This is a genomic window from Simiduia aestuariiviva, from assembly GCF_014192475.1.
GTDB lineage: Bacteria > Pseudomonadota > Gammaproteobacteria > Pseudomonadales > Cellvibrionaceae > Simiduia > Simiduia aestuariiviva.
The window spans coordinates 506,168-529,549 of sequence record NZ_JACHXZ010000003.1 but is presented as its reverse complement, the minus strand read 5'-3'; the positions used below and the strand labels follow the sequence as shown (position 1 = coordinate 529,549).

At 55.9% G+C, this 23,382-nt stretch carries 27 protein-coding genes; 21 read left to right on the top strand and 6 right to left on the bottom strand.

What is annotated here, in order from left to right; genetic code table 11:
• Positions 1 to 136 precede the first annotated feature (136 nt).
• From FHS30_RS12135 to FHS30_RS12045, 19 genes are all read left to right on the top strand, one after another.
• A complete protein-coding gene (locus FHS30_RS12135) occupies positions 137 to 865 on the top strand; it encodes a beta-ketoacyl synthase chain length factor (protein WP_183910742.1) in 729 nt (242 codons plus the stop codon).
• Positions 862 to 1,656 (top strand): lysophospholipid acyltransferase family protein, encoded by a 795-nt coding sequence (locus FHS30_RS12130; RefSeq protein ID WP_183910741.1) that lies wholly within the window; start codon positions 862 to 864, stop codon positions 1,654 to 1,656. The genes FHS30_RS12135 and FHS30_RS12130 overlap by 4 nt, the downstream gene beginning before the upstream one ends.
• Entirely contained in the window at positions 1,631 to 1,891 is a 261-nt protein-coding gene (locus FHS30_RS12125; RefSeq protein WP_183910740.1) for a phosphopantetheine-binding protein, read from the top strand. Before FHS30_RS12130 ends, FHS30_RS12125 begins: the two co-directional genes overlap by 26 nt.
• Complete coding sequence (locus FHS30_RS12120) at positions 1,891 to 2,136, top strand: acyl carrier protein (RefSeq protein WP_183910739.1); 246 nt, start codon at positions 1,891 to 1,893, stop codon at positions 2,134 to 2,136. Before FHS30_RS12125 ends, FHS30_RS12120 begins: the two co-directional genes overlap by 1 nt.
• 4 nt (positions 2,137 to 2,140) lie before the next feature.
• Positions 2,141 to 2,710 carry a COG4648 family protein gene (locus FHS30_RS12115; protein ID WP_183910738.1) on the top strand — a complete coding sequence of 190 codons (570 nt, stop codon included), beginning with the start codon at positions 2,141 to 2,143 and terminating at the stop codon, positions 2,708 to 2,710.
• Positions 2,711 to 2,712: 2 nt separating this feature from the next.
• The gene (locus FHS30_RS12110) at positions 2,713 to 4,113 is read left to right on the top strand and encodes an AMP-binding protein (protein ID WP_246341330.1); all 1,401 of its coding nucleotides are present in this window, start codon (positions 2,713 to 2,715) and stop codon (positions 4,111 to 4,113) included.
• Positions 4,114 to 4,143: 30 nt separating this feature from the next.
• Positions 4,144 to 4,518, top strand: a complete 375-nt coding sequence (locus tag FHS30_RS12105; RefSeq protein ID WP_183910736.1) for a 3-hydroxyacyl-ACP dehydratase FabZ family protein — start codon at positions 4,144 to 4,146, stop codon at positions 4,516 to 4,518.
• The gene (locus FHS30_RS12100) at positions 4,515 to 5,261 is read left to right on the top strand and encodes a glycosyltransferase (protein WP_183910735.1); all 747 of its coding nucleotides are present in this window, start codon (positions 4,515 to 4,517) and stop codon (positions 5,259 to 5,261) included. Before FHS30_RS12105 ends, FHS30_RS12100 begins: the two co-directional genes overlap by 4 nt.
• On the top strand, positions 5,258 to 6,199 hold the full coding sequence (locus FHS30_RS12095) for a lysophospholipid acyltransferase family protein (RefSeq protein WP_183910734.1): 942 nt from the start codon (positions 5,258 to 5,260) through the stop codon (positions 6,197 to 6,199). Before FHS30_RS12100 ends, FHS30_RS12095 begins: the two co-directional genes overlap by 4 nt.
• Before the next feature lie 64 nt (positions 6,200 to 6,263).
• Complete coding sequence (locus FHS30_RS12090) at positions 6,264 to 7,790, top strand: HAL/PAL/TAL family ammonia-lyase (protein WP_183910733.1); 1,527 nt, start codon at positions 6,264 to 6,266, stop codon at positions 7,788 to 7,790.
• A complete protein-coding gene (locus FHS30_RS12085) occupies positions 7,783 to 8,217 on the top strand; it encodes an acyl-CoA thioesterase (RefSeq protein ID WP_183910732.1) in 435 nt (144 codons plus the stop codon). Before FHS30_RS12090 ends, FHS30_RS12085 begins: the two co-directional genes overlap by 8 nt.
• A gap of 2 nt (positions 8,218 to 8,219) precedes the next feature.
• Positions 8,220 to 8,783, top strand: a complete 564-nt coding sequence (locus FHS30_RS12080) for a LolA family protein (RefSeq protein ID WP_183910731.1) — start codon at positions 8,220 to 8,222, stop codon at positions 8,781 to 8,783.
• On the top strand, positions 8,780 to 11,062 hold the full coding sequence (locus tag FHS30_RS12075; protein ID WP_183910730.1) for an MMPL family transporter: 2,283 nt from the start codon (positions 8,780 to 8,782) through the stop codon (positions 11,060 to 11,062). The genes FHS30_RS12080 and FHS30_RS12075 overlap by 4 nt, the downstream gene beginning before the upstream one ends.
• Positions 11,059 to 12,288, top strand: a complete 1,230-nt coding sequence (locus FHS30_RS12070) for an NAD(P)/FAD-dependent oxidoreductase (protein WP_183910729.1) — start codon at positions 11,059 to 11,061, stop codon at positions 12,286 to 12,288. Before FHS30_RS12075 ends, FHS30_RS12070 begins: the two co-directional genes overlap by 4 nt.
• Complete coding sequence (locus FHS30_RS12065; RefSeq protein WP_183910728.1) at positions 12,288 to 12,905, top strand: DUF3261 domain-containing protein; 618 nt, start codon at positions 12,288 to 12,290, stop codon at positions 12,903 to 12,905. The genes FHS30_RS12070 and FHS30_RS12065 overlap by 1 nt, the downstream gene beginning before the upstream one ends.
• Positions 12,898 to 14,076 carry a beta-ketoacyl-ACP synthase gene (locus tag FHS30_RS12060; protein WP_183910727.1) on the top strand — a complete coding sequence of 393 codons (1,179 nt, stop codon included), beginning with the start codon at positions 12,898 to 12,900 and terminating at the stop codon, positions 14,074 to 14,076. The genes FHS30_RS12065 and FHS30_RS12060 overlap by 8 nt, the downstream gene beginning before the upstream one ends.
• Positions 14,077 to 14,084: 8 nt before the next feature.
• Positions 14,085 to 14,576, top strand: a complete 492-nt coding sequence (locus tag FHS30_RS12055; protein WP_183910726.1) for a hotdog family protein — start codon at positions 14,085 to 14,087, stop codon at positions 14,574 to 14,576.
• Between the two features lie 26 nt (positions 14,577 to 14,602).
• Positions 14,603 to 15,328 (top strand): 3-ketoacyl-ACP reductase FabG2, encoded by a 726-nt coding sequence (locus FHS30_RS12050; protein ID WP_183910725.1) that lies wholly within the window; start codon positions 14,603 to 14,605, stop codon positions 15,326 to 15,328.
• Positions 15,328 to 16,554 (top strand): beta-ketoacyl-ACP synthase, encoded by a 1,227-nt coding sequence (locus FHS30_RS12045; protein WP_183910724.1) that lies wholly within the window; start codon positions 15,328 to 15,330, stop codon positions 16,552 to 16,554. Before FHS30_RS12050 ends, FHS30_RS12045 begins: the two co-directional genes overlap by 1 nt.
• A 62-nt stretch (positions 16,555 to 16,616) precedes the next feature.
• Here FHS30_RS12045 and FHS30_RS12040 read toward each other — a convergent pair whose 3' ends face one another.
• The 3 genes from FHS30_RS12040 to FHS30_RS12030 are packed head-to-tail and all read right to left on the bottom strand — an operon-like array spanning position 16,617 to position 19,661.
• On the bottom strand, positions 16,617 to 17,957 hold the full coding sequence (locus FHS30_RS12040; protein ID WP_183910723.1) for a class II 3-deoxy-7-phosphoheptulonate synthase: 1,341 nt from the start codon (positions 17,955 to 17,957) through the stop codon (positions 16,617 to 16,619).
• A gap of 8 nt (positions 17,958 to 17,965) precedes the next feature.
• Positions 17,966 to 19,162, bottom strand: a complete 1,197-nt coding sequence (locus FHS30_RS12035; protein ID WP_183910722.1) for an amino acid aminotransferase — start codon at positions 19,160 to 19,162, stop codon at positions 17,966 to 17,968.
• Positions 19,155 to 19,661: a MarR family winged helix-turn-helix transcriptional regulator gene (locus FHS30_RS12030; RefSeq protein ID WP_183910721.1), complete on the bottom strand. Its 507-nt coding sequence runs from the start codon at positions 19,659 to 19,661 to the stop codon at positions 19,155 to 19,157. The genes FHS30_RS12035 and FHS30_RS12030 overlap by 8 nt, the downstream gene beginning before the upstream one ends.
• Positions 19,662 to 19,895: 234 nt before the next feature.
• Between FHS30_RS12030 and FHS30_RS12025 the strand changes: the two genes are divergently transcribed.
• Together FHS30_RS12025 and FHS30_RS12020 are read left to right on the top strand one after the other, a co-directional pair.
• Positions 19,896 to 20,579, top strand: a complete 684-nt coding sequence (locus FHS30_RS12025) for a nitroreductase family protein (protein WP_183910720.1) — start codon at positions 19,896 to 19,898, stop codon at positions 20,577 to 20,579.
• A 114-nt stretch (positions 20,580 to 20,693) separates the two neighbouring features.
• The gene (locus FHS30_RS12020) at positions 20,694 to 21,887 is read left to right on the top strand and encodes an aminotransferase class V-fold PLP-dependent enzyme (protein ID WP_183910719.1); all 1,194 of its coding nucleotides are present in this window, start codon (positions 20,694 to 20,696) and stop codon (positions 21,885 to 21,887) included.
• Between the two features lie 47 nt (positions 21,888 to 21,934).
• On the opposite strand, the gene FHS30_RS12015 is transcribed toward FHS30_RS12020, so the two are convergent.
• From FHS30_RS12015 to FHS30_RS12005, 3 genes are all read right to left on the bottom strand, one after another.
• Positions 21,935 to 22,123, bottom strand: a complete 189-nt coding sequence (locus FHS30_RS12015; RefSeq protein ID WP_183910718.1) for a helix-turn-helix transcriptional regulator — start codon at positions 22,121 to 22,123, stop codon at positions 21,935 to 21,937.
• The gene (locus FHS30_RS12010; RefSeq protein WP_183910717.1) at positions 22,120 to 22,497 is read right to left on the bottom strand and encodes a hypothetical protein; all 378 of its coding nucleotides are present in this window, start codon (positions 22,495 to 22,497) and stop codon (positions 22,120 to 22,122) included. The genes FHS30_RS12015 and FHS30_RS12010 overlap by 4 nt, the downstream gene beginning before the upstream one ends.
• A 121-nt stretch (positions 22,498 to 22,618) precedes the next feature.
• Positions 22,619 to 23,365 carry a tetratricopeptide repeat protein gene (locus FHS30_RS12005; protein WP_183910716.1) on the bottom strand — a complete coding sequence of 249 codons (747 nt, stop codon included), beginning with the start codon at positions 23,363 to 23,365 and terminating at the stop codon, positions 22,619 to 22,621.
• Positions 23,366 to 23,382 lie beyond the last annotated feature (17 nt).

Genomic DNA, 23,382 nt, shown 5'->3' with positions numbered 1-23,382 from the left:
GAAATTAAGGAAAAAACTTTAAGTGACTGGGCAGCCAGCAACATATTTGCTTTCCGCACGCGCGTTCAACTAGTAAAATGGGCGGTTTGTCCATCGCGGTATTCGCCGTGATATCTGCAATAACGGTACCTAAACGGTGATAGACACAGCGCAGTGCGAGGGAATCTCGCTCAATATCCAGCAATGGAATGCTTGGCTCCCTGGTGTGGTGGGCCCGGCGGCCTGTGCACAATGGGCTGAAGGTGCGCTGGCTCTGGATCTTGAGGCCAAGCCCGACGTCTCGGCAGTGCCCTCGATGCTGCGCCGCCGTCTCAATGGTGTCGGTCGATTGGTAGCGACGGTATTGTGGGATATGGTGCCGCAGGCAAGTCGTGTACCCATGGTGTTTTGTTCGCGCCATGGCGACCAGGCTAGAACGCTTCAATTGATGGCGGAATTGGCTGCCGATGAACCGCTGTCACCCGCGGCCTTCAGCATGTCGGTGCACAATGCCGTCGCGGGTGTGCTGTCTATCGCCAAAAAAGCCGACGGCCCCATGACGGCACTGGCGGCGCAGGATCATCTGGTGTCCACGGGGCTGCTGGAGGCGTGGGGCCAGCTGCAGCAAGGCGCCGACGAGGTATTGGTGGTGGCCTATGATATGCCGCTACCGGATACCTACGAGCACGGTGTGTGTGTAGAACCCCCATTTGCGCTGGCGTTGCGGGTAACATTGGCAGCGGGTCAGAAGATAGCCGGCAACTGGCACTCAACGCAGGAGCCCTGCCCACAACACGAGGGCGTTGAGTGGTTGCGCTGGTTGGCGAGCGATCGCCGTGAATTAACGTTAGGCGGTGAGTCACAGGGATGGCACTGGCTAAAATGAAACGGAAGCTAAACTGGTGCTGGCGCCTGCTGGCAACGGGCTTTTCATTTTCGGTTTTTGGGATCGGGGGCCTGATTGTGCCCCTTTACGCCGTGCCGTGGTTATTGTTGACGGCGGGTGGCCCCACCCGGGAGCGGCGCGCCCGCTGGTTGGTGCACACCCATTTCCGCTTCTTTATAAATATGATGCGGGCACTGGGGATCATGACCTATGAGCTGAAAGGTCTTGAGCGCTTGCGGGCCCCGGGTCAGTTAATTTTGGCCAATCATCCATCGCTAGTGGATGTGGTATTGCTGATTGGCCTATTGCCGCAGGCAGATTGCGTGGTGAAAGGCGGGCTGCTGCGCAACCCCTTTATGCGCACAGTCATTAAGCTGGCGGGTTACATCGCCAATGACAACCCCGAGCAGGTGCTCAACGATGCGCGCGCGTCTCTGTCACGCGGCAATAGCCTAATTATTTTTCCCGAGGGAACGCGATCGGTGCCGGGTCAATCATTGCGATTACAGCGCGGGGCGGCCAATGTGGCGGTGCGATTACAATTGCCTATTCGGCCGGTGGTCATTACCGTTACCCCTCCCACGCTGACTAAGCACGTACCCTGGTATCACATTCCACCACAGGGGCCGTTTCATATGTCACTGCGAGTGATGCCAGAACTCGCGCCTGGCGATTTTGAATTACAGCAAGATGTGCCGGCCAGTTTGGCCGCACGGTATTTAACTAAAAAATTAGAACATTATTTTACTGAGGAATTGACGCACTATGCGGGCGCTAGAGCAAGAACTTAAACAACTGATTATTGACACCCTCGATTTAGAAGACATTGGCGTCGACGACATTGAATCGGATGCTCCGCTGTTTCTCGATGGCTTAGGATTAGACTCCATCGATGCGCTAGAGTTGGGTTTGGCATTGCAAAAAACCTACGGTGTGAAGCTGGATGCGGATTCAGAAGAGACCCGCCAGCACTTTGCTTCAGTTACCGCATTGGCCAACTTCGTTGAGTCAACTAGGGGGCAGTGATGCAAACCAGAGAAGAGATATTTACAACCATCCAGAACATTATGGTGGATATGTTTGAGTTGGATGCTGCCGAAGTCACCTTAGAGGCGCACCTGTACGACGATCTCGATATTGATTCCATTGATGCCGTGGACATGGTTGTCGAACTGAAGAACCTCACCGGCAAAAAAATAAAGCCCGATGATTTTAAAGCCGTGCGCACCGTATCGGATGTGGTCGATGTTGTTGAAGCGCTCGTAAAATAACGCCATGACTAGGTTGGGAAAAGGGCTGTTTGCAGGCCTGAGCTTGCTCTATCCCTTTGCCGTTTACTTCGGTGCACAGGCATTTTCCGCTCGCTATTTGGTGTTGGTGCTCGCGTGTCTTGCACTGCTGCGGTGGTTTGGTGGTGGGCCGTTTCCACGTTGGCTACAGCTGGCGTGGCTAATGATGATCGGTGCGCTTGCGTGCCTGTCACTGTGGACTGACACAGTGCTTGGCCTGCTGATTTACCCCGTGGCGATCAATATCAGTTTGCTGCTCTTATTTGGCGCCAGTCTCTGGCAAGAGCAAACTGTGGTTGAGCGCTTGGCGCGACTGCAAGAGCCGGCCCTGCCCGACAGTGCCATTGCTTACACGCGTCGGGTCACTCAAGTGTGGTGCGTTTTTTTTATCGTCAATGGCAGTCTTGCCGCCGCAACCGTTTGGTGGGGTGATCAAGAACTTTGGCTGCTGTACAACGGATTTATTGCCTACCTGCTTATGGGTACCTTGGCGTTGGTGGAATATTGTGTGCGGCGCCAGCATAGGCGGCGTCACGCCCTGGAGGTCGACGCGTGAAAATGTATGGCCTCGTCGCAGCTCTGGCGCAATATCCAGAGCGCTTGGTGTCGGTGGACCGCCGAGGGCGCGCGCACTGGAGTGGCGAGCAGTGGCTCGCGCAGGTGGGACGCTGGCGGACCACACTCTTGCAGCAGCCCGACTGCCTCAAGGTTGCTGTTTATCTAGAGGACAGTGCCGAATTTTCTGCGCTGCTGTTTGCGCTTTGGTCCTGCGAGCGCGAAGTGTGGCTCGCGCCCAACGGATTGGAGGGCACGGTAGAACAATTACGTGCACATGTGGATGCATTCGCAGGTCGCTTTGAAGGGCAATCGTCACTGGCGCCGGCGCAAGAACCGCAACCCTTAGCCGGAGCTTGGTGCGTGAGCCCCGATGCCGCAATCACCCTGTTTACATCGGGGAGCAGTGGCGAACCGAAGCTTGTGCACAAATGTGCTCGACAACTGGCCGCGGAAGTGGATCAGTTGGAGCGGCAATTCGGCGGCGATTTTACCGGCGTATCGGTGTTGGCAACAGTCACGCACCAGCACATTTATGGCCTCTTGTTTCGCGTGCTGTGGCCGCTGACAGAAGGGCGTGCCTTCGCTCGAAATACAGTGGAGTTTTTAGAGGATCTTGAGCACTGTGCGCTGGCCGACTATGTGTTGATCTCCAGTCCAACACATTTGGTGCGGCTGCCGGTTCATTTGCCGTTAATGGCCAATTCGGTACGGTGCGTGTTCAGCTCCGGCGCGCCGCTGCCAGCGGGGGCCAGCGAGCAAGTCCACGAGCGCTTTGGGTGCGATGTCATCGAAGTACTCGGCAGCACGGAAACCGGCGGAATGGCCTGGCGTGTGCAGCATGGCCAGGGCGCAAGCTGGCGACCCTTTGAGGTGGTACAGGTGCGCGCCAATGCGGCTGGTGTGCTGTGCATTCGCTCGCCCTTTTTAGCGGATGATCAGTGGTATACCTGTGCTGATATGGTGCGCGTTGAAGGCCCGAGTTTTGAACTCTTGGGTCGCGCCGATCGCATCGTAAAGATTGAGGGAAAACGGGTTTCACTGGAGCAGATTGAGCGCGCTTTATTGGCCCACGTTTGGGTCTCTGACGTGCGCGTACAGCCGGTTTCACGCAGCTCTTCAGTGGCTGAGCGCGATGAGCTGGTGGTGTTATTGGTTGCGAGCGATGCGGGCTCAGATCAGCTGGCAAAGGTTGGGCGTCGTCCGGTTATTGCCGAGCTCACCGACCTGCTTGCGCGCCAGTTGGAGCGCCCATTGGTGCCTAGGCGCTGGCGCTTGTTGGCCAAATTGCCACGCAATAGTCAGGGTAAAATGCGACTGGCTGATTTGGACGCATTGCTGGCCGCCGGCGACGTCGCGCCATTGGATAGCACAGAGTTGGCCGCCGGCTCAACCAAACCCTAAATTACGCGCGCAGCGCACACGGACAGATACATGGCTAGACATCAGCCCCAGATCGTTAAAGAAATTCGCTGCGCTGACAATTGCTGGCAGCTGGAGCTGTGCATTACCCCGGATTTGTATTGGTTTCAGGGGCATTTTGCCGAGGCGCCGATTTTGCCGGGCGTTGTTCAGTTGAACTGGGCCCGCCAGCAAGCCATGCGCCTGTGGCCCGAGGCTCACGCTTGGCTCGCGCAGGCCGGTGCCATGGAGTCGATCAAGTTTCAACAAGTGATTCGCCCCGGTGAGCAAGTGCTGCTGGAACTCACGCTAGATGATGCGCGCCAGCGTCTAACCTTCAGTTATGTGTCGGCCGACAGTGCGGCGGGTAAAAAGTTTGCCTCTGGGCGTTTGGTGGCTGTGTCGTGAAGCCCTGCATTGTAATTCCCGTTTATAACCACGAAACCTTGTTGCCAACGACCTTGGCACAGGTGTTAGATTTCGAACTGCCCGTTATTTTGGTCAATGATGGCAGTGGCCCGGCGTGCACCGAGGTGATAGAGCAGCTGGTAGCGGCGCACGACGCAGTATCGCTAGTGTCACTGCCGCACAACACCGGTAAGGGCGGTGCGGTGAAGGCCGGATTGCGCGCAGCGCATCGGTTGGGTTTTACCCACGCACTGCAGGTGGATGCCGATGGGCAGCACAACTTGCAGGACATCGCGCATTTTTTGGCGCGCGCAAACACCGCGCCCGATGCGGTGATTTGCGGCGTTCCTGAGTACGATCATTCGGTCCCCCGTCTGCGACACTATGGTCGCTATTTGACCCACGTATGGGTGTGGATCAATACCTTGTCGCTGGCCATTAAAGATTCGATGTGTGGCTTTCGTGTCTACCCGGTTGCCGCGACCTGCAAACTATTGGATAGCGATCACGTTGGCGATCGCATGGATTTCGATACCGAAATACTCGTGCGTTGGTTTTGGCGGGGCGGTGACTTAATCAACTTGCCGACGTCCGTTCACTACCCCGACCATGGCGTATCACATTTTTTGCCGGGTCTGGATAATTGGTTGATCAGTTGTATGCACACGCGGTTGTTCTTTGGCATGTTGTGGCGAGCACCCCTTTGGTTGTTGGGCCTGCAGCGGCGAGGGCGGCGGCGATGAGCAATAGCAAACACTGGTCAGACATGGCTGAGGCGGGTGCTCTGTGGGGTATCCGCGCGATGCTGTTTAGTTTTCGACTGTTTGGTCGGCGCGTGTTTCGGGTGCTGTTGTGGCCGGTAATTGTGTATTTTTATTTGCGCCGGCGAACGGCGCGCGCTGCATCTCTGGATTTTCTCGCGCGCGTAGATGCAAAGGATGGTCGGTTGCCTGTGCGCGGTTGGCGCGGAATTGCGCGCAGTTTTAAACACTTTCTTTGGTTTGGAGAAATTGCGCTCGATAAACTTGCCGTGTGGCAGCAATCCTTTGACGGCGAAGTGATTATGCATGGTCGCCAGGCGTTGCTCGACAATATCGCGGCGCGTCGCGGGGCGGTATTGCTGGTGTCGCATTTGGGCAATACCGAGGTGTGCCAATCGTTGGCGGAACAACTTGGGGCGGCCACTGTCAACGTCTTGGTACACACTGAGCATGCGCAAAAATTTAACTCGTTGCTGTCTGCGAAAGAGCAGGCAGCCAGAGTGAATCTTGTACCAGTGACAGCGGTGAGTCCCGCCACTGCCATGATGCTAGAAGATAAGTTGGCAGCCGGAGAGTTTGTGGCTATCGCGGCCGATCGCACGCCAGTGCCGCCCGAGGGCGCGGAGCGCGGTCGCCAATTGCCCGCGCAATTTTTGGGTGAAACAGCGGATTTTCCACAGGGGCCTTTTGTATTGGCTGCACTTTTGCGTCGCCCGGTGTTTTTTCTATGTGCAGTCAAAACCGGGCGTCGCTATGACATTTATGTGGAGCCCATGGCGGAGCGCATAAAAATGAAACGCAGCGATCGCGAGGCTTCACTGCTGCCCTATGTTCAAGACTACGCGAATCGACTGGCTCGCTATGCACGAGACTACCCATTGCAATGGGGTAATTTTTACGATTTTTGGCGGCGCGATTAGCGTCGCATTACAACGGTGCGCTTGGCCCTAGGTCAGCTCAGCGTCTCAGATACTGGAAATTTTCATGATTAAATTTGATCACAACGCCAAATCCATTGAAGACATCGTCGCCGTATCACAGGGTGAGCAGGTGGCGCTTTCCGACAGCACCGATTTTATTGATCGGATTAAAGCGGGCAGTGATTTTCTCGATCGCCTGCTGGCGGAAGAGGGAAATATCTACGGCGTTACAACCGGTTACGGTGATTCCTGTACGGTAACTATTCCCGCAAATTTAGTAAAAGATTTGCCACAACATTTGTACACCTTTCACGGCTGTGGCCTAGGTGAGTTGCTGCCCATCCCCGCGACGCGGGCTGTACTGGCGGTGCGCTTGCAATCTTTGTGTCAGGGCGTTTCGGGTGTGAGTGTGGATCTTTTAGAGCAACTCACGCGCTTGATTCAACACGACATTGTGCCATTGATCCCACAGGAGGGCTCGGTGGGCGCCAGCGGTGATCTCACGCCGCTTTCCTATGTGGCGGCGGTCTTGTGTGGCGAGCGGGAAGTGTTTTATAAGGGCGATCGCCGCAAAACGGCTGAGGTTTTTGCCGAGCTCAATATCCAACCGCTAACGCTGCGCCCGAAAGAGGGCTTGGCGATTATGAATGGCACCGCGGTGATGACGGCAATCGCTGCGCTCGCCTATAAGCGCGCCGAATATTTGGCGCAGCTTGCCACGCGCATCACAGCGTTAGCAACGCTGGCGAGCAAGGGCAATGCACACCACTTTGACGAAATTCTTTTCAGCGTAAAACCCCATCCGGGACAGCAGCAGATTGCCAGCTGGTTGCGCGATGATTTGCACGCCGGTGAGCCGCCGCGCAACCCCCAGCGTTTGCAGGATCGCTACTCATTGCGATGTGCGCCGCATGTGATTGGCGTCTTGCAAGATGCGCTACCCTTTATGCGTCAGCTTATCGAAAACGAAATTAATTCCGCCAACGATAACCCGATTATCGACGGTCCTGGCGAGCACGTGTTACACGGCGGCCACTTTTACGGCGGCCACATCGCCTTTGCCATGGATAGTCTGAAGAACGCGGTTGCCAATGTGGCAGATTTGTTGGATCGCCAAATGGCCATGGTAGTTGATCCCAAATTCAACCACGGCCTGCCCGCCAATCTCTCTGGTGCAAAGGGTGAGCGGCGCGCCATTAACCACGGTTTAAAAGCCGTGCAAATTGGCGCCAGCGCGTGGACCGCGGAAGCCCTGAAGTTGACCATGCCGGCCAGTGTTTTTTCGCGTTCTACCGAGTGTCACAACCAAGATAAAGTCAGCATGGGCACCATCGCCGCGCGCGATTGTCTGCGCGTGATTACGCTCACGGAGCAGGTGGCAGCCGGGTCATTGTTGGCTATGTGCCAAGGTCTTGAGCTGCGCTTTGCACAGGGCGACATTGCCCCAGACGACGTGTCGGCGTCGCTGCATCAATTGGTTAACGAGGTGCGTGAATACAGCGCATTTATCGAAGAAGATCGCGCGCTTGAATATGAACTGCGCGGCTTGTGTCAGGCTATCGAACAGCGGAAATTTTATTGCTATGGCTAAGCGAAAGGTTCCAGTCATTGTCGCTGGTAGCGCTCAGGTGCGCGTGCCTTTTCACGACGTGGACATCATGGATGTGGCGTGGCATGGCCACTATGTGAAGTACTTTGAAATTGCTCGCTGCGCCCTGTTGGATAAAATTGCCTACAACTACCGTGAAATGCGCGACAGTGGTTATGCGTGGCCGGTTATTGATTTGTCTGTGCGCTATCCCGCGCCCGCCAAGTTTGCAGAAAATCTCACGGTCACTGCCTCATTGGTAGAGTGGGAAAACCGCTTGCGTATCGAATATGAGGTTCGCAATGAACAGGGGCAGCGCACCACCTATGGCTATACCGTGCAGGTCGCTGTTGCTATTGATTCAGGTGAAATGCAATTTGTTTCACCTCCGATCGTGGCAGAAAAACTTGCGCCTTGGCTGGAGCGTTAGTCATGGGTGTTCGGGCATTTGTTGTCGGTTTTGTGTTTGGTCTGTTGTCGTTAGCAACTGCCGCTGATGACTGGGCCTCGCTCACGAAACGGCTACACGCGCCTCTGGCGTCGGGCGAATTCTCTCAGGTAAAACACATTGGCGGCTTGCCGCTGCCGTTGCAGTCTAGTGGAATTTTTGTGGTAGAAAATGGCCAGCTGCGTTGGCTTACGCTGCTGCCATTTGAGAGTGAGTTGCGCATCTCTGTCACCGAGGTTGCCCAGTGGGAACAGGATAGCAAAGTATGGGCCGCTGATGCACAGGCCCAACCCATGGTGGCCACCTTGGCAAAATTGATGTTGGCATTGGTGGCGGGCGATGCGGGTGCGCTGGCTCAACTTTTTCAACTCACGCAGTTTGAAGTGATCGATGAAAAATGCTGGGCGCTAACGCTGCGGCCATTGGATAGTGTGCTTGCAGCGCATCTCACGGAGGTGCAGGCCCGCGGGTGCGAGTATTTGGCGCAGCTGTCCTTTGGCGAAGCTGGCGGTGACACCACGCTCATTCAATTGAGCCCGCAGTCATGATTCGAATGGGGCAGCGGCACTTGGCGGTGGCTTGGGGACTTTGCCTGTGCCTCATAGCGTTGTGTTTATGGGTGCGATTGGAAAACTATCGCTTTGATGCATCGCTATTGAGTTTGTTGCCAACGGCTCAGCAACACGACCTTGGCACACAGCGTGCCGCGCTCGCGAACAAGCATCTGACCGATCTTTTGGATCGTGAACTGTTGCTGTTGGTGGGCGCGCCAGATGCCGATACCAGCGCTGAGTGGGCGGCGCGCATACAATCGGCAATCGCTTCACCCACGCGTCAGCCCCAAACGGTTGACGCCACCGATGTCACCCAGTTTTCAGAGGCCTATTTCCCGCATCGTTATTTTTTACTCGCCGAGCAAGATCGCGCGCTGCTGCGAGACTCCCCAGACCAATTGTTGCGCCGCGCTCAGCAGCAGCTCTATTCGCCCATGGGCGCGGGCTATCAACCCATTGCCGACTCGTTTTGGTTATTCCAAAACTTTTTACAATCCTTAGCGGAACAATCGCCCCTGTCAGTGCAGGATGGTTGGCCCACGCTGACGCACGAAGGTCGCGTCTACCGATTGGTGCGATTTCGTTTGCAGGGCGAAGCATTTGATGCAAACGCCCAAGCTGGATTGGCTGATCTCATTGATCAACTGCAGGCCCAATTGCCAACCGATGTGACATTTTTTAGTTCAGGCTTAGTGGTGCACGCCGCCTATGGCGCACGGATGGCGCGCCAAGAAATTTCCACCGTGGGCTTGGGGTCGCTAATCGGCGTGTTGGCGCTTCTGTGGATGAGCCTCGGTCGAGGTTCAGTCATTGCGTTGCTGAGTTGCGTAGGTGCGGGCCTATTGTTGGCGATGACAGTGAGTGTCTGGTGGTTTGAATCCCTACATTTGATTACCTTGGCGTTTGGGGCCACGTTGATTGGCGTGGGCATTGACTACGGCATTCATGCGCGTGTGGCCTTGGCGTCGGGTGAGCGGCTGCGCGTATTGCTACCTGCATTGCTACTGGGTTTGGTGACCAGCTTATTGGCCTATGGTATTCAGGGCACCATGCCCTTTCCAGGGCTTCAACAGATGGCATTATTTTCTTGCGTGGGTTTGTTGGGGGCGTGGCTTAGTGCTTGCCTCTGGCTGCCATTGTTGACCGACAAAGGCGTGCACCCCCGCAAAATTTTTCAATGGGTGCATCACTATTGGTCCCGTGTGCCCGCGCTACCTCTAAAGCCTCAGTGGGTAGCGCTGCTGTTGATCGCGGCACTGGCACTCTTTTGGCAGCTGCCGGGCGATGATCGACTATCGAATTTGCAGACGTCGCCGGCATCACTGGTTGCGCAAGAGCAAACATTTCAACAGCTGTTGCAGCGAGGCAGCAAGGGCCAATATTTTTTGGTGGCTGCCGACTCTGAAGCGGAACTCGATGCGCGACTGATGGCGCTCAATGAACAATTGGCGGTGCTGCAAGGGCGCGGCCTGATTTCGGATTTCCAATCGCTACACGACTGGCGGCCGGCATTGGAACGGCAGTGGCACAACCGCGCGTTGCAGGAGTCTCTGTATCAAACGCAGGGGCAGTCATGGTTTGAATCTTTAGGGGCGCCCGCACTCGCCAATGACGCCCGACAAGCCTTAGTGGAATCTGCGCAACCGCTGACGTTAGCGCGTTGGTCTGCGCAAATGCCTCAGCCCCAATTCTTTTTTAAATCGACCGAAGAATTGTTTGCCATCGTACCCGTGCAAGGCGTCATTGATGCAAGCTCGGTGCAAGCGCTAAGCGCCGATAATATTCACTATGTGGATCGCCCCGCAACCGTGGCCGGATTATTGAGTCACTACCGCTTGCAGTTGCAGCACTGGACCGCGGTGGCCATTGTGCTGGCGCTGTCATTGCTAGTGTGGCGATTGGGGTGGTCGGCGCTACCCCTATTGGCGGTACCGGTCTTAGCCGCGATCACGGTTGCTACAGTATTGTCGCTGTGGTTTTCGCTCACCTTGTTTCATTGCCTTGCGCTGTTGTTGGTGTTGGGGATCGGTTTTGATAGTTGTATTTTTTTATTGGCGGGTGCTCAGCCGAAACCGGTGTGGTACGCAACCAGTTTGTCGGTACTCACCAGTGGTATTTCATTTGGCTTGCTGGCGTTGAGCGAAACGCCGGTATTGCATTTTTTTGGACTAACAGTATTGATGGGATTGTTGCTTGTTTGGAGCGCAATTCCCTCAGTGTACAAGGGCTTGGCGACCGACCGGGTGCTGGTAAATAGGGCTGACTATAAATGAATTTTGATGTGGCAATTATTGGGGCGGGACCTTCGGGCAGTGTGGCCGCCGCGCTCTTGTTGGCGCGTGGCTATCGCGTGGCGGTCGTTGAGCGGGCGCAGTTTCCTCGTTTTTCCATCGGCGAAAGTTTGTTGCCGCAATGCATGGCTTTTCTGAGAGAAGCAAATCTTGCCGAAGTTGTTGAACAGGCGGGTTTTCAGTACAAGAACGGAGCGGCCTTTCATCGCAAAGGTTGCGACACCGCGTTCGACTTTCGCGATAAGTTTAGCGAAGGGCCTGGCACCACCTTTCAAGTGGAGCGTGCGTCATTCGATCACTTGCTGATTGATACCGTGGCGGCGCGTGGCGCCGAAGTGCTTTATCAACAGGAAGTTTTGGGCTTTGCCAGGAAAGGTGACCTAAGCGAATTGTCGCTGCGGGCGCAGAATGGCACTGAGTCAATAATTAGTGCCCGGTTTGTGCTGGACGCCAGTGGGTTTGCGCGCGTTCTGCCGCGCTTGCTTCAGCTCGATAAGCCCAGCAGCTTTCCCGTGCGCGCCTCGCTTTTTTGCCATGTTGAGGACGGTATCGATTGCGCTGAATTTGATCGCGATAAAATACTTATTACCGTGCACCCAGAGCAACATGACATTTGGTATTGGTTAATTCCTTTTGCTGGCGGTCGTTGTTCCATTGGGGTGGTGGCAGAGGAGTCGGTGTTGGCACAGATGCCAGGCTCAACCACTGAGAAGCTGCAGGCCTTGATCAATGCGGCACCGAATCTGCGAGACTTGTTGTGCAATGCGCGCTACACCATGGAGGCGCGCCAAATCGTGGGTTACGCTGCCGATGTTACGCAGTTGCAAGGTGACGGTTATGCGTTGCTGGGCAACGCCGGTGAGTTTTTAGATCCGGTTTTTTCCAGTGGCGTCACTATTGCAATGAAATCGGCTCAGTTGGCCGTGGCAGTTTTGCATCGGCAGTTAAGTGGTGAAGCCGTCGATTGGCCAGTGGAGTATGAACAGCGGTTGCGCGCCGGCGTCGATTGTTTCAGGTCCTATGTGAATGCTTGGTATGACGGTCGCTTTCAAGACATTATTTTCGCCCGGGATCAAAACGAAAAAATTCGGCAGATGATTTGTTCCATTCTCGCCGGTTATGCGTGGGATGTCGAAAATCCCTTTGTTGCGGAAAGTGAGCGCCGACTCGATACCCTAGCGCAAATGGTGCGCATGCAGGAGCAGTGATGCAAGCGGTCTGGCGAAAACATGTTTGCCTACTATTTTTGCAGGCGTGGGTGGCGGCAATAGTGGCTGGGTGCGCCGCGCTGCCGTCACCGGTCGAACAACCTCCGCTATTGGCACCTGCGCTGCTCGGGCAGAATCTGCAAGTGATTCAACGCGTGGCGTTGGATTATGAAGGGCAGCGTCGCAATCTCATGGTGGTGTGGACGCAACAGGCTGGGCAGTTGAGTGTGTTGGGGCTAACTGCCCAAGGGCGCAAAATTTTTTCGCTAAGTTATGACGGCGATACCTTGCACACGGAGCGATTCTTACCGGTGCCGGCGAGTTTGTCGGACGCGCGCTTTATGCGCGAATTGCAGTGGGCCTATTGGCCTGCAGAGGCGGTTTTGGCATCGTTAGTTCCGGTGGGGTGGTCGCTGACTGTCGTGGATGGGCGCCGATTGTTTACCGATCCATCCGGCCGGGAGATGGAATACCGTTTTACCACTAACAACTTTCCCGCCAGTTTGGAGTTAACGCATTTTCAGGGTTACCGTATGAACATTGAAACTCTGTCGGTGCAGCCCTTAAATGCTGCCATCGCAGATGAAAATCATGCAGAAGAGAAACGCAATGACTGACCCGGTATACATTCACGGCATGGGGCTCACCTCAGCTATGGGCGAGGGGCTGGATGCACACCGCGCCTGTTTGTGGCAAATCGGTGCGCCCAACTTGAGCGTTACCGATGATTACAGTCCGGGGCGCGCCTTGCCCGTGGGTCGGGTGGATGATGGCTGGCTGCCGGATTTAGCGCATCTGCCCGCCCATGAGCAGAGTCGCAATAACCGATTGCTTTGGTCGGCGTGGCAGCAGTTGGCGCCACGCTGGGAACAAGCGGCGCCGGATTTGTCGCGCGTGGCGGTGATTATTGGCACCTCGACGTCCGGCATCGGTGACAATGAAGCGGACTTTGCTGCGGATTCACCGCAAAAGCCGCTCTATGCGCGCCAACAGATTGCTGCACCGGCTCGATTTTTAGCGCGCCAGTTGGGGGTTAGTGGTCCAGCCTACACCCTCTCCACGGCGTGCACCTCGGGTGCCAAGGCCATTGCCGCAGGGCGTCGCTTGCTGCAGGCGGGCGTGGTCGACTGGGTGATCGCCGGTGGTGCCGATGCCCTGTGTGGCTTGACCGTGCGCGGCTTTGGCGCACTGGATGCCATGTCCGATGCCCCGTGTAATCCCATGAGCGTCAATCGCAATGGGATCAATATCGGTGAGGCCGCAGCCCTGTTTTTGTTATCGCGCACACCGTCAGAGTTGGCGGTAACCGGCGCCGGTGAAAGCTCTGATGCGCACCATATCTCAGCGCCAGATCCCGAGGGTGTAGGTGCCGAGCGGGCACTGCGCGCGGCCCTCGCGGATGCCGCGCTACCCGCCGAGGCGGTGGGCTATATCAATTTGCATGGGACGGCTACACAGCTGAATGATAAAATGGAGGCCCACGCCATAGCGCGAGTTTTTCCAGCGAGCGTGCCCTGTAGTTCCACCAAACCGTTTACCGGCCATACCCTCGGTGCTGCAGGAGCATTGGAAGCCGGTATTTGTGCGCTTGCCTTGCAGGGCGAACAATTGCCGCCGCATTATTGGGATGGTCAGGCGGATGCGGCCTTGCCACCGCTCAATTTGGTCAGTGCTCGGGCCGCGAGCAGCGGGTGGGCGGCCGGTGATAGGCATGTGCTCAGTACATCCTTTGCCTTTGGTGGCAACAATATCGCCCTGCTGTTGTCGGCAGTGGCGAAGGCAGAGTAGGTCGTCTTATGGAAAATTTAACGGCGTTTATTGCGAATGCCCAGGGTGAGCCCTCTGCTTGGCCGCTGCTCGAACTGGTACCGCACGATAAGCCCATGAGTTTGCTCGATGAAGTGGTGCGCGTGGCGCCCGGTGAATTGTTGGCACAGGTTACGCTGCACCGCGACAGCGTGTTTGCCGAAGCCGAGGGAGTGCCGGCCGTTATTGGTATTGAGTACATGGCGCAAGCTGTGGCCGCGTGCGCGGGCCACGCGGCGCTGTCAGTGGGCGGCAAGGTGCAGCTCGGTTTTTTAGTGGGCACGCGTCGCTACCGCAGCAACTGCGCGTTTTTTCCATTGAATGAAACCTTGTGGGTGCACGTTAAAGAATTGGTACAGGGCGACAACGGCCTGAGTGTTTTCGAATGCCGTATCCGCTCAGAGCGCGTGGATATCAGTGCAAATTTAAATGTTTTTCAGCCTGAAGATCCGGCGCAATTTTTAGCGCAAGCGGATGCCTAGGGCCAGTTAAGTTGGTAGAAAAAGTTATGTCGAACACGGTGTTAGTAACGGGTTCCAGCCGCGGTATAGGTGCGGCCATTGCGCTGCGCCTCGCGCGCTCAGGATTTGATTTGGTGTTGCATTGCCGCTCGGGCCGTGCCGATGCCGAACAGGTAAAGACGCAGGTTGAAGCGTTGGGGCAAAAGGCCCGCATTGTTCAATTTGATATTGCCGAGCGCGCACAGGTGCGCGAAGTATTGCTGGCCGATATCGAGGCCAATGGCACCTACTATGGCGTGGTGTGCAACGCGGGCGTCAATCGCGATACCGCGTTTCCCGCCATGACTGACGACGATTGGGACCAAGTGGTGCACACCAATCTCGATGGTTTTTACAACGTTTTGCAACCGTTGACCATGCCCATGGTTCGCCGCCGAAAGCCTGGCCGCATCGTGGTAATGTCGTCGGTGTCTGGCGTTATGGGCAATCGAGGCCAAGTCAATTACTCTGCCGCCAAGGCGGGATTAATTGGTGCTGCCAAGGCCCTAGCACTGGAGTTGGCCAAGCGAAAAATCACCGTCAATTGTGTTGCGCCGGGCTTGATTGAAACTGAAATGGTCACCGATGAAGTGGCCGAGCAGGCGTTAAAAATGATTCCCGCACAGCGGCTCGGCCAAGTGAATGAGGTGGCGGCGGCGGTAGACTTTTTAATGTCCGAAGATGCGGGCTATATTACCCGACAAGTTATTTCCGTTAACGGTGGGTTGTGCTGATGAAACGCGTGGTAGTCACTGGCCTGCAAGCCATCTCACCCATCGGCAGTACCTGGAGCGAAGCCAGCGCGCGTTTGGCAAGTGGTGAAACCGGGGTGCGCTACGTCACCGACTGGGATAAATACCACGGGCTTAATACGCGCTTAGGCGGCCCGGCAAATTTCGAAACGCCCAGTCACTATGGACGCAAAGCCCTGCGCAGTATGGGGCAAGTCGCCGTGATGGCCACTCGCGCAACTGAGTTGGCGTTAGAGCAGGCGGGGCTACTGGGTGAAGCCGATATTCAAAATGGCAGCATGGGTGTGTCCTACGGTTCATCGAGTGGTAGCACCAGCGCCTTTGTGGACTTCGGTCGCATGCTAATCGAAGAGGACACTGGCGGCTTAAACGCCAACTCCTACATCAAGATGATGGCCCATACCGCACCGGTGAACTTGGGTGTGTTTTTTGGATTGAAGGGCCGTGTCTATACGACGTCTAGCGCCTGTACTTCCGGCAGCCAAGGTATTGGCTATGCCTATGAGGCCGTGCGCGCTGGCCAACAGCGCTACATGGTGGCCGGTGGCGCGGAAGAGTTGTGCGCTACGCAAGCGGCAGTGTTCGACACGCTATTTGCCACCAGTGTAAAAAACGACACGCCACACTTGTCGCCGCGGCCTTTTGATCGGGATCGCGACGGCTTGGTGATTGGCGAGGGTGCCGGCACGTTGATCTTGGAAGACTTAGATTCTGCCCGTGCGCGTGGCGCCAAAATTTATGCGGAAGTGGTGGGTTATGGCACCAATGCAGATGGCTCCCACGTCACTCAGCCAAATTCAGACACCATGGAAATCGCCATGCGCTTGGCGTTGGCTGATGCCAAACTGCAGCCCCAAGACATCGGTTACATTTCCGCCCATGGCACTGCCACCGACCGCGGCGACGTGGCGGAGTCGGCGGCGACACACCGTGTGTTTGGCAATCGCACGCCCATCAGCTCACTCAAAAGTTTTACGGGCCATACGCTCGGCGCCTGCGGAGCCATCGAGGCGTGGGCGGCGATTCATCAAATGAATCAGGGCAGTTTTCACCCCACCGCCAATCTCGAAAACCCAGACCCAGAATGCGCCGATTTGGATTACCTTCAACATCAGATGCGTGCGATTGATACCGAGTACGTGATGTCGAATAATTTTGCCTTCGGCGGTATCAATACCAGTTTGATTTTTAAACGCTGGGTGCAGTAGCCGTCTAGACCCATAAAAAAAGCCGCACATGTGCGGCTTTTTTTATGGGAGGGTAACACCCGTTAAACGCGCAACCGCTCGGCAATACAAAAGGCCATTTCCAACACTTGATCGCCGTTCAAACGCGGGTCGCATTGGGTGCGGTAGCAGTTCGCCAAATCGCTATCGCTGATTTGGTAGGCGCCGCCAGTGCACTCGGTGACATGCTGGCCGGTCATTTCTAGATGAATTCCACCGGGCTCTTGGCCCTCGGCGCGCAGTACCGCGAAGAAGCTATTGATCTCGGTGAGGATGTCGTCAAAGGAGCGGGTTTTGTAACCGCTGGTGGCTTTGACGGTGTTGCCGTGCATGGGATCCGAAGACCAGACTACGCGCCGCCCCTCGGTGTTGATGCGCCTTGCCAAGGCGGGCAATTTTTCCGCGAGGTTGTTGGCGCCCATGCGCGTAATCAGTGTTAAGCGGCCGGGAATATTGTCGGGGTTGAGCGCGTCGATCAACGCGATCAATTCGTCGCCCTGCATGCCGGGCCCCACTTTAACGCCGATGGGGTTGTGGATACCGCGGAAAAATTCCACGTGCGCAGCGTCTAACTGCCGGGTGCGCTCGCCGATCCACAGCATGTGCGCCGAACAGTTGTACCAGTTGCCGGTCAGGCTGTCTTTGCGGGTCAGCGCCTGCTCGTAGTTGAGCAGCAACGCTTCGTGTGACGTGTACAAATGGGTGGCGTGCAGCGGCGGAGTGTTGTCGGAATTAACGCCACATACGGCCATAAATGCCAGCGCATCTTGAATGCGTTCGGCCACTTGTAAATAGCGCTCGCGCAGTGGATTGGCCTCGGCGAAATCGAGATTCCACTGATTCACCTTGTGCAAATCGGCGAGACCGCCGGTGGCGAAAGCACGCACTAAATTGAGCGTGGCGGTGGATTGGTGATAGGCCTGCAGCATGCGCGTTGGATCGGGCACGCGCGCCAGCTCGGTAAAATCCAACTGATTGACGATGTCGCCGCGGTAAGCGGGCAGGGTGACGCCGTCGATGGTTTCTGTATCAGCGGAGCGCGGCTTGGCGAATTGGCCCGCCATGCGCGCCACTTTAATGACCGGTTTGCGACCGGAGTAAGTGAGCACCACCGCCATTTGCAATAGCACCTTAAAGGTGTCGCGAATGCTAACGGCGGAAAAATCCGCAAAGCTCTCGGCACAGTCACCGCCCTGCAACAAAAACGCTTCGCCTTCGCAGGCGCGTGCGAGTTGATCTTGCAGGTCGCGCGCTTCCTGGGCAAATACCAAGGGCGGCATTTTGGCCAGTTGGGCTTCCACGGCCGCGAGGGCGGCCGCGTCTGGGTAGGTGGGCTGCTGGTGGATCGGCATTGATCGCCAGCTGTCCGGGCTCCAGGGTTTCATTGGTGTCCTTATTTCTTCAGTACCGCGACGATGGATTCCGCCAGGTAGTCCACATTGGCCAAGCTGATGCCGGCAATGTTGATGCGGCTGGAGTCTACCAAATAAATGCTGTAGTCGTGCACCAAGCTGTGAACTTGTTCTTTATTGATGCCCAAGAACGAAAACATCCCCGATTGGCGCTCGATAAAACTGAAGTCGCCCTCGGCACCTTTTTCCTGCAGTTTTTGGTTTAGCAGTGCGCGCAAGGATTTGATGCGCTCGCGCATTTCTGCCAGCTCCTTGTGCCAGGTGGCGGTTAGGTTGGGGCTGCCTAAAATGGTTTCTACAATGGCGCTGCCGTGGTTGGGTGGCATGGAATACATGCCGCGCACCAAGCTGAATAAATTGCTCTGGCCTTTATCGGCGTCGGCAGAACTTGCGTACATGATTGATAGCGCACCGGCGCGTTCGCGGTAGAGGCCGAAATTTTTGGAGCAGGAGCTAGAGACAATCATCTCCGGCACTGTGTCGGCCAGCAGGCGAATGCCGTAGGCGTCTTGGTCCAGCCCCTCGCCAAAGCCTTGATATGCCATGTCGATGAAGGGGGTGAAGCCATTTTGTAAGGCCAATTCGGCAATGGCCTGCCACTGGTCTTGACTCAGATCTGCGCCGCAGGGGTTGTGGCAGCAGCCGTGTAGCAAAACCAAATCGCCCTTGGTAACGTCCTTTAGGGTGTCCATCATGGCGCTGAAGTTCACGCGTTTGGTGGCGTGGTCGTAATAGGGGTAGGTCTTGATGGCCAGCCCTGCATTGCCCAGTAAGGGAATGTGATTGGCCCAGGTGGGGTCAGACACCCACACAGTGGCGCTTGGGTTTGCCTTTTTGATGAGCTCGGCGGCATTGCGCAGGGAGCCGCAGCCACCGGGTGTTTGAATAGTGCGCACGCGCCCGGCGCTGACGGCGGCGTGATCGGCGCCAAAGATAAGCGCTTGTAGCAATTCGTTAGCGGCGGCGGAACCCGGTGGGCCAATGTAGACCTTGGAGGTCTCGCGATTGTGGTATTCCACCTCGGCCTGCTTAACGGCCTTTAACACGGGCGTATTGCCCTGTTCGTCTTTGTAAACGCCGACGCCCAGATCAATCTTTTTGGGGTTGGTGTCTGCCTGGTAGGCGGCAGACAGGCCTAGAATTGGGTCGGCGGGGAGCGCGGTCAAACCTTCAAACATCTTGGGTCTCCTGAAGACTGGCGGGATTTACGTTGTGTTTTTCCCACTGTTGTACGCGTTTCATCAATTTATTGGTGATCTGTTTCAGGGCGCGCTGGTCGTCTTCGCTCAGTTGGTTGAGCAAATCCTGTTCGTAGCATCGCGCCAGCGGAATAATGCGCTGGTAGATGTCGCGCCCTTTGGGTGTAAGGGTCAAAAGCGACCGTCGCCGGTCGTCGGGGTCTAGCTCGCGATGAATACATTCCATCTCGAGCAGGCTGGCTACCGCGCGGCTGATGGCCACTTTATCCATGGCCGTGCGGCTGACCAAATCCGCTGCGGTGAGATTATCCTCAAGGCCCAACACAGCCATGACTCGCCACGCCGGTATGGTCAGATGAAACCGGCTGGAATAGGCCTCGGCAATGGCATAGGAAATGCGATTGGCGAGAATGGAAAGTTTGTAGGGCAGAAAATCTGCCAACTGCAACTGAGTTGCGTCGTTCTTCTCTGTGGTCATATTACCGTGCAGCCGTGTTGTGGTTGCCAATCGGGGGGCACAATGGTTTCATATGTAACCTTGTCATGCAATCATCGTCATGACGAGATTGGGGCACGGGTAGACCGCGCTGCGGCAACGCGATTGAGCCCGTGACCGTATTCAATCTGTACCGGTTAACGCGGTGTGGAACTATAACAATATTAATGACACCACCAATCAGCCACCGTGCCGATTGATGCACAGGAGTTCAGCATGAATGCAGATGCGTTTGTTCCACTGCAGTTTGAGCGGTTGCCCGAAGACCAGATGTGCCAAGAGGCCCGCGCATTCTACCAGAGGATGCGTCTGCGGCGCAGCGTGCGCGACTTCGCACCAGATCCGGTGCCAAGAGAAGTGATAGAGCAGGCGCTACTTGCGGCCGGCACGGCCCCGAGCGGCGCCAACAAACAACCTTGGCACTTCGCCGTGGTGACCGACCCCGCCATTAAGCGCGACATTCGTATAGCCGCCGAGGCCGAAGAGCGCGAGTTCTACCAGCGCCGCGCACCGCAAGAATGGCTGCAAGATTTGGCGCCCCTAGGCACTGACGATCAAAAGCCGTTTTTAGAAACCGCGCCAGTGTTGATTGGCATTTTTTTACAAAAATTTAATGCCGGTGACGATGGCGGCAAACACAAAAATTATTACACCAGTGAATCGGTGGGTATTGCCACGGGCCTGTTGATTAGCGCATTGCACCTCGCCGGTTTGGCCACCTTAACTCACACGCCCAGCCCCATGAGGTTTTTGAACACCATTTTAAAGCGCCCCTCTGATGAGCGGCCGTACATCTTATTGGTGGTGGGCTATCCCGCGGCGGGAGTGACTGTGCCCAATATCACGAAGCAGCCGCTGGCTAATATCAGCAGTTTTTTTGACCCTGAACCAGCGCAGTAATTTATGCTGTTGGCCATCAATAGGCTATCGGCATGCAACGAGATCTGCGGGCGATCCTGTGACGACGTTGTGTGATTCTTCGAACTTTTTATTTTCGCCTGTGAGCTTAACGCTATGACCTTGACCCTTGCCGATCTAAAAGGCGCAGTAAATCCCTTGGCGCAACACTATGCGCACTTTCGCGTGGCCGAGCGATTGTTGCTCACCGGCCACTCCCATCAAGCCTGGCCAGATTGCAGCTTGGCGGCGCAACAGCAGGCCTGGTTAGATGCCGCCGAACAGGTCGATCAGAAATGGGAAAAAGCCGCGCTCATGGCCGAGCGAGTGCGCGCGGGATTTCGTCGGCTGCTCAACGAGCCCGACGCGGAAATCGCATTGGCACAAAATACCCACGAATTGGTGCTGCGTTTTTTATCCGCATTGGATCTGCAGGCGCGTCCACGCATTGTTACCAGTGATGGCGAATTTCATACGCTGCGCCGTCAGTTGACGCGCTTGCGCGAGGAGGGCGTAGAGATTTTGGTGGTGGCGCAGTACCCGGCCAATACCTTTAGCGAGCGCTTGGCCAAGGTGGTCAACAAAAATACCGCTGCGGTAATGGTGTCGCAGGTTTTCTTTAATTCCAGTCGAATAGTCGACGACTTTCACGCGGTGGCGCAGCAGTGCGAGTACATGGGTGCACTGCTGTTGGTGGACATGTATCACTCGCTCAATGTGCTGCCTGTCAACGTGCATAATTTGGGCTTAGACAGCGCCTTTATCGTTGGCGGCGGTTACAAATACTGCCAGCTGGGTGAGGGCAATTGCTTTATGCGCGTGCCGCCCCAATGCGAATTGCGGCCCGTTAACACCGGTTGGTACGCCGAATTCGAGCTGTTGTCTGAGCAGCCGGATGATCAGGTGCACTATGGGGCGGGGGCCGCGCGTTTTGCCGGCTCAACCTATGACCCCACAAGTCATTATCGCGCCGCGCGCGTGTTTGATTTTTTTGAGGCGCAGGGATTAACGCCTGAATTGTTGCGCAGTATCAGCCAGCACCAGCTGGCGGTATTGGCCACCGCGTTTGAGGCGTTAAATTTGCCCGATGCCGAAATCAGTTTGGACCATGCGTTGGCGCTGTCTGAACGCGCTGGCTTTTTGGTAGTGCAAACGCCACACGCCATGCGTTTGTGTGAGCTGTTACGGCAGCGTAAGGTCTACACGGACGCGCGCGGCGATGCACTGCGTTTTGGACCTGCGCCCTATCTTGCGGATCATCAATTGCGCACAGCGATGCAGGCGTTGGGCGAGGCCTATCAACAATTGTGAGTAAGTTGTGGCCCTAACAAAAATCCCGGCCTTGGCCGGGATTTTTGTTAGGGCTTAAAAATGTCTTCAATGGGTTTGCCAAAAAAGCTTCCGATTTTAAAGGCCAGCGGTAGACTGGGATCGTACTTACCGGTCTCGATGGCATTGACGGTCTGCCGTGAAACCGCTAATGCCTCCGCCAACTGCGCCTGTGAAATGCCGCCTTGGGCGCGCAATTCTTTGAGCAAGTTGTTCATCGGTAGCTCCGTGCAACGAATGGCGTGGCTAGCCCCCATAGGCCCACCATAAAGGGCAGAATCCAAATGAGTGGCAGGTGTGGATAGCCAATGTTTTCTAGGAAGCCGTAGCTAAATGTGCCAATGGCCGTCACCAAAAAGCTAATGCCTAAGCTGTTGAGCTGGATGCGCAATTGCAGTTCATCTAGGCGGTTAAATTCCCGCAAAATGGTGACTGCGGCGAAAATGGCTGGAATTACGGGCAGTATCGCCACCAACGCAGCGACTGGGGATTCTGGATTAATTTTTAAATAATAGGTGCTCGCAAATATCGTCACTACGTAGGCCATCATGGCCATGCCAAATTCGCGCTTGTATTGAGGGCTGCACAACATAACTTGTCTCCTTGTTTTAGATGTGTAAAGCGTGCTTTACATGGCTAACTGTAGGTGACCTAGTTATTTGTGTCAAGGACGCTTTACATATTTTTTGTTGGAGTGGGGCGCAGCATTTTAATCAGTGGGTTTGACAGGCTTTAATGCGCGCGGCGGCTTTATCAAGCCAAGGTTGGTCACTGTCACCTGTGGGGTCCCAAGCGTTCTCCTGCTCTAGCACGCTGCGCCATTGATTGAGCGCATCGGTGGGGCGGTTGGATTGGCTCAATAGCTCTCCTAGGTGGTATTTCACCAGTGCTGTGGCGTGGTAGTCACTGAGGGCGGTAAATTCTTTGAGCGCCGCCTCGCGTTCCCCCAATTCGAACAGACTGCGCGCATAGAGCACGTGGCCGATTTTGGACTGATAGTCTGGGTTAGCTGCAATCAAATCCTCCAGCGTCTGACGGCAGGCTGGGTAATCCTGCCCACCAAATTGCGCGCGCGCCAAGCCTTCGAGTAGCAGTGGGTCGCTTGCGTATTGGCCCTTGAGTGCGCGCGTATAAAACCCAATCGCCTCCTCAAACAAGCCCTTGTTCATACACTCCTCCGCCATGGTGATGAGGTTTTTGGTGGTCTCATTGCGGCGCAATTGGCCTTGTGCCTGTTTTAGGTTGCGGTGCGGGTCGGTGATGTCCACCATCTTTTTGCGCAGCGTTTGGGCCTGTGCGCTGCGGCGCCACTCGGGCATTAGCTCGAGCAACAGGTAGGCCAGTCCGCCAATGAGCGGAGCCATGAGCAATACCCATATCCACAATCGATCGCGTCCGGTTTTGATAACGTGAATGACCAGCGCTACCTGAACAGCGATGGCGAGAACAAAAAATGGCATGGCGGGCCCCTTGCGGC

Excerpts from the sequence above, each read along its gene's own strand:
- FHS30_RS12050 (WP_183910725.1), top strand. The coding sequence starts at position 14,603 with ATGTCGAACACGGTGTTAGTAACGGGTTCCAGCCGCGGTATAGGTGCG.
- FHS30_RS12030 (WP_183910721.1), bottom strand. The coding sequence starts at position 19,661 with ATGACCACAGAGAAGAACGACGCAACTCAGTTGCAGTTGGCAGATTTT.
- FHS30_RS12085 (WP_183910732.1), top strand. The coding sequence starts at position 7,783 with ATGGCTAAGCGAAAGGTTCCAGTCATTGTCGCTGGTAGCGCTCAGGTG.
- FHS30_RS12110 (WP_246341330.1), top strand. The coding sequence starts at position 2,713 with ATGTATGGCCTCGTCGCAGCTCTGGCGCAATATCCAGAGCGCTTGGTG.
- FHS30_RS12105 (WP_183910736.1), top strand. The coding sequence starts at position 4,144 with ATGGCTAGACATCAGCCCCAGATCGTTAAAGAAATTCGCTGCGCTGAC.
- FHS30_RS12045 (WP_183910724.1), top strand. The coding sequence starts at position 15,328 with ATGAAACGCGTGGTAGTCACTGGCCTGCAAGCCATCTCACCCATCGGC.
- FHS30_RS12090 (WP_183910733.1), top strand. The coding sequence starts at position 6,264 with ATGATTAAATTTGATCACAACGCCAAATCCATTGAAGACATCGTCGCC.
- FHS30_RS12065 (WP_183910728.1), top strand. The coding sequence starts at position 12,288 with ATGCAAGCGGTCTGGCGAAAACATGTTTGCCTACTATTTTTGCAGGCG.
- FHS30_RS12095 (WP_183910734.1), top strand. The coding sequence starts at position 5,258 with ATGAGCAATAGCAAACACTGGTCAGACATGGCTGAGGCGGGTGCTCTG.
- FHS30_RS12035 (WP_183910722.1), bottom strand. The coding sequence starts at position 19,162 with ATGTTTGAAGGTTTGACCGCGCTCCCCGCCGACCCAATTCTAGGCCTG.
- FHS30_RS12130 (WP_183910741.1), top strand. The coding sequence starts at position 862 with ATGAAACGGAAGCTAAACTGGTGCTGGCGCCTGCTGGCAACGGGCTTT.
- FHS30_RS12115 (WP_183910738.1), top strand. The coding sequence starts at position 2,141 with ATGACTAGGTTGGGAAAAGGGCTGTTTGCAGGCCTGAGCTTGCTCTAT.
- FHS30_RS12125 (WP_183910740.1), top strand. The coding sequence starts at position 1,631 with ATGCGGGCGCTAGAGCAAGAACTTAAACAACTGATTATTGACACCCTC.
- FHS30_RS12010 (WP_183910717.1), bottom strand. The coding sequence starts at position 22,497 with ATGTTGTGCAGCCCTCAATACAAGCGCGAATTTGGCATGGCCATGATG.
- FHS30_RS12060 (WP_183910727.1), top strand. The coding sequence starts at position 12,898 with ATGACTGACCCGGTATACATTCACGGCATGGGGCTCACCTCAGCTATG.
- FHS30_RS12025 (WP_183910720.1), top strand. The coding sequence starts at position 19,896 with ATGAATGCAGATGCGTTTGTTCCACTGCAGTTTGAGCGGTTGCCCGAA.
- FHS30_RS12015 (WP_183910718.1), bottom strand. The coding sequence starts at position 22,123 with ATGAACAACTTGCTCAAAGAATTGCGCGCCCAAGGCGGCATTTCACAG.
- FHS30_RS12005 (WP_183910716.1), bottom strand. The coding sequence starts at position 23,365 with ATGCCATTTTTTGTTCTCGCCATCGCTGTTCAGGTAGCGCTGGTCATT.
- FHS30_RS12040 (WP_183910723.1), bottom strand. The coding sequence starts at position 17,957 with ATGAAACCCTGGAGCCCGGACAGCTGGCGATCAATGCCGATCCACCAG.
- FHS30_RS12075 (WP_183910730.1), top strand. The coding sequence starts at position 8,780 with ATGATTCGAATGGGGCAGCGGCACTTGGCGGTGGCTTGGGGACTTTGC.
- FHS30_RS12070 (WP_183910729.1), top strand. The coding sequence starts at position 11,059 with ATGAATTTTGATGTGGCAATTATTGGGGCGGGACCTTCGGGCAGTGTG.
- FHS30_RS12020 (WP_183910719.1), top strand. The coding sequence starts at position 20,694 with ATGACCTTGACCCTTGCCGATCTAAAAGGCGCAGTAAATCCCTTGGCG.
- FHS30_RS12080 (WP_183910731.1), top strand. The coding sequence starts at position 8,220 with ATGGGTGTTCGGGCATTTGTTGTCGGTTTTGTGTTTGGTCTGTTGTCG.
- FHS30_RS12055 (WP_183910726.1), top strand. The coding sequence starts at position 14,085 with ATGGAAAATTTAACGGCGTTTATTGCGAATGCCCAGGGTGAGCCCTCT.
- FHS30_RS12120 (WP_183910739.1), top strand. The coding sequence starts at position 1,891 with ATGCAAACCAGAGAAGAGATATTTACAACCATCCAGAACATTATGGTG.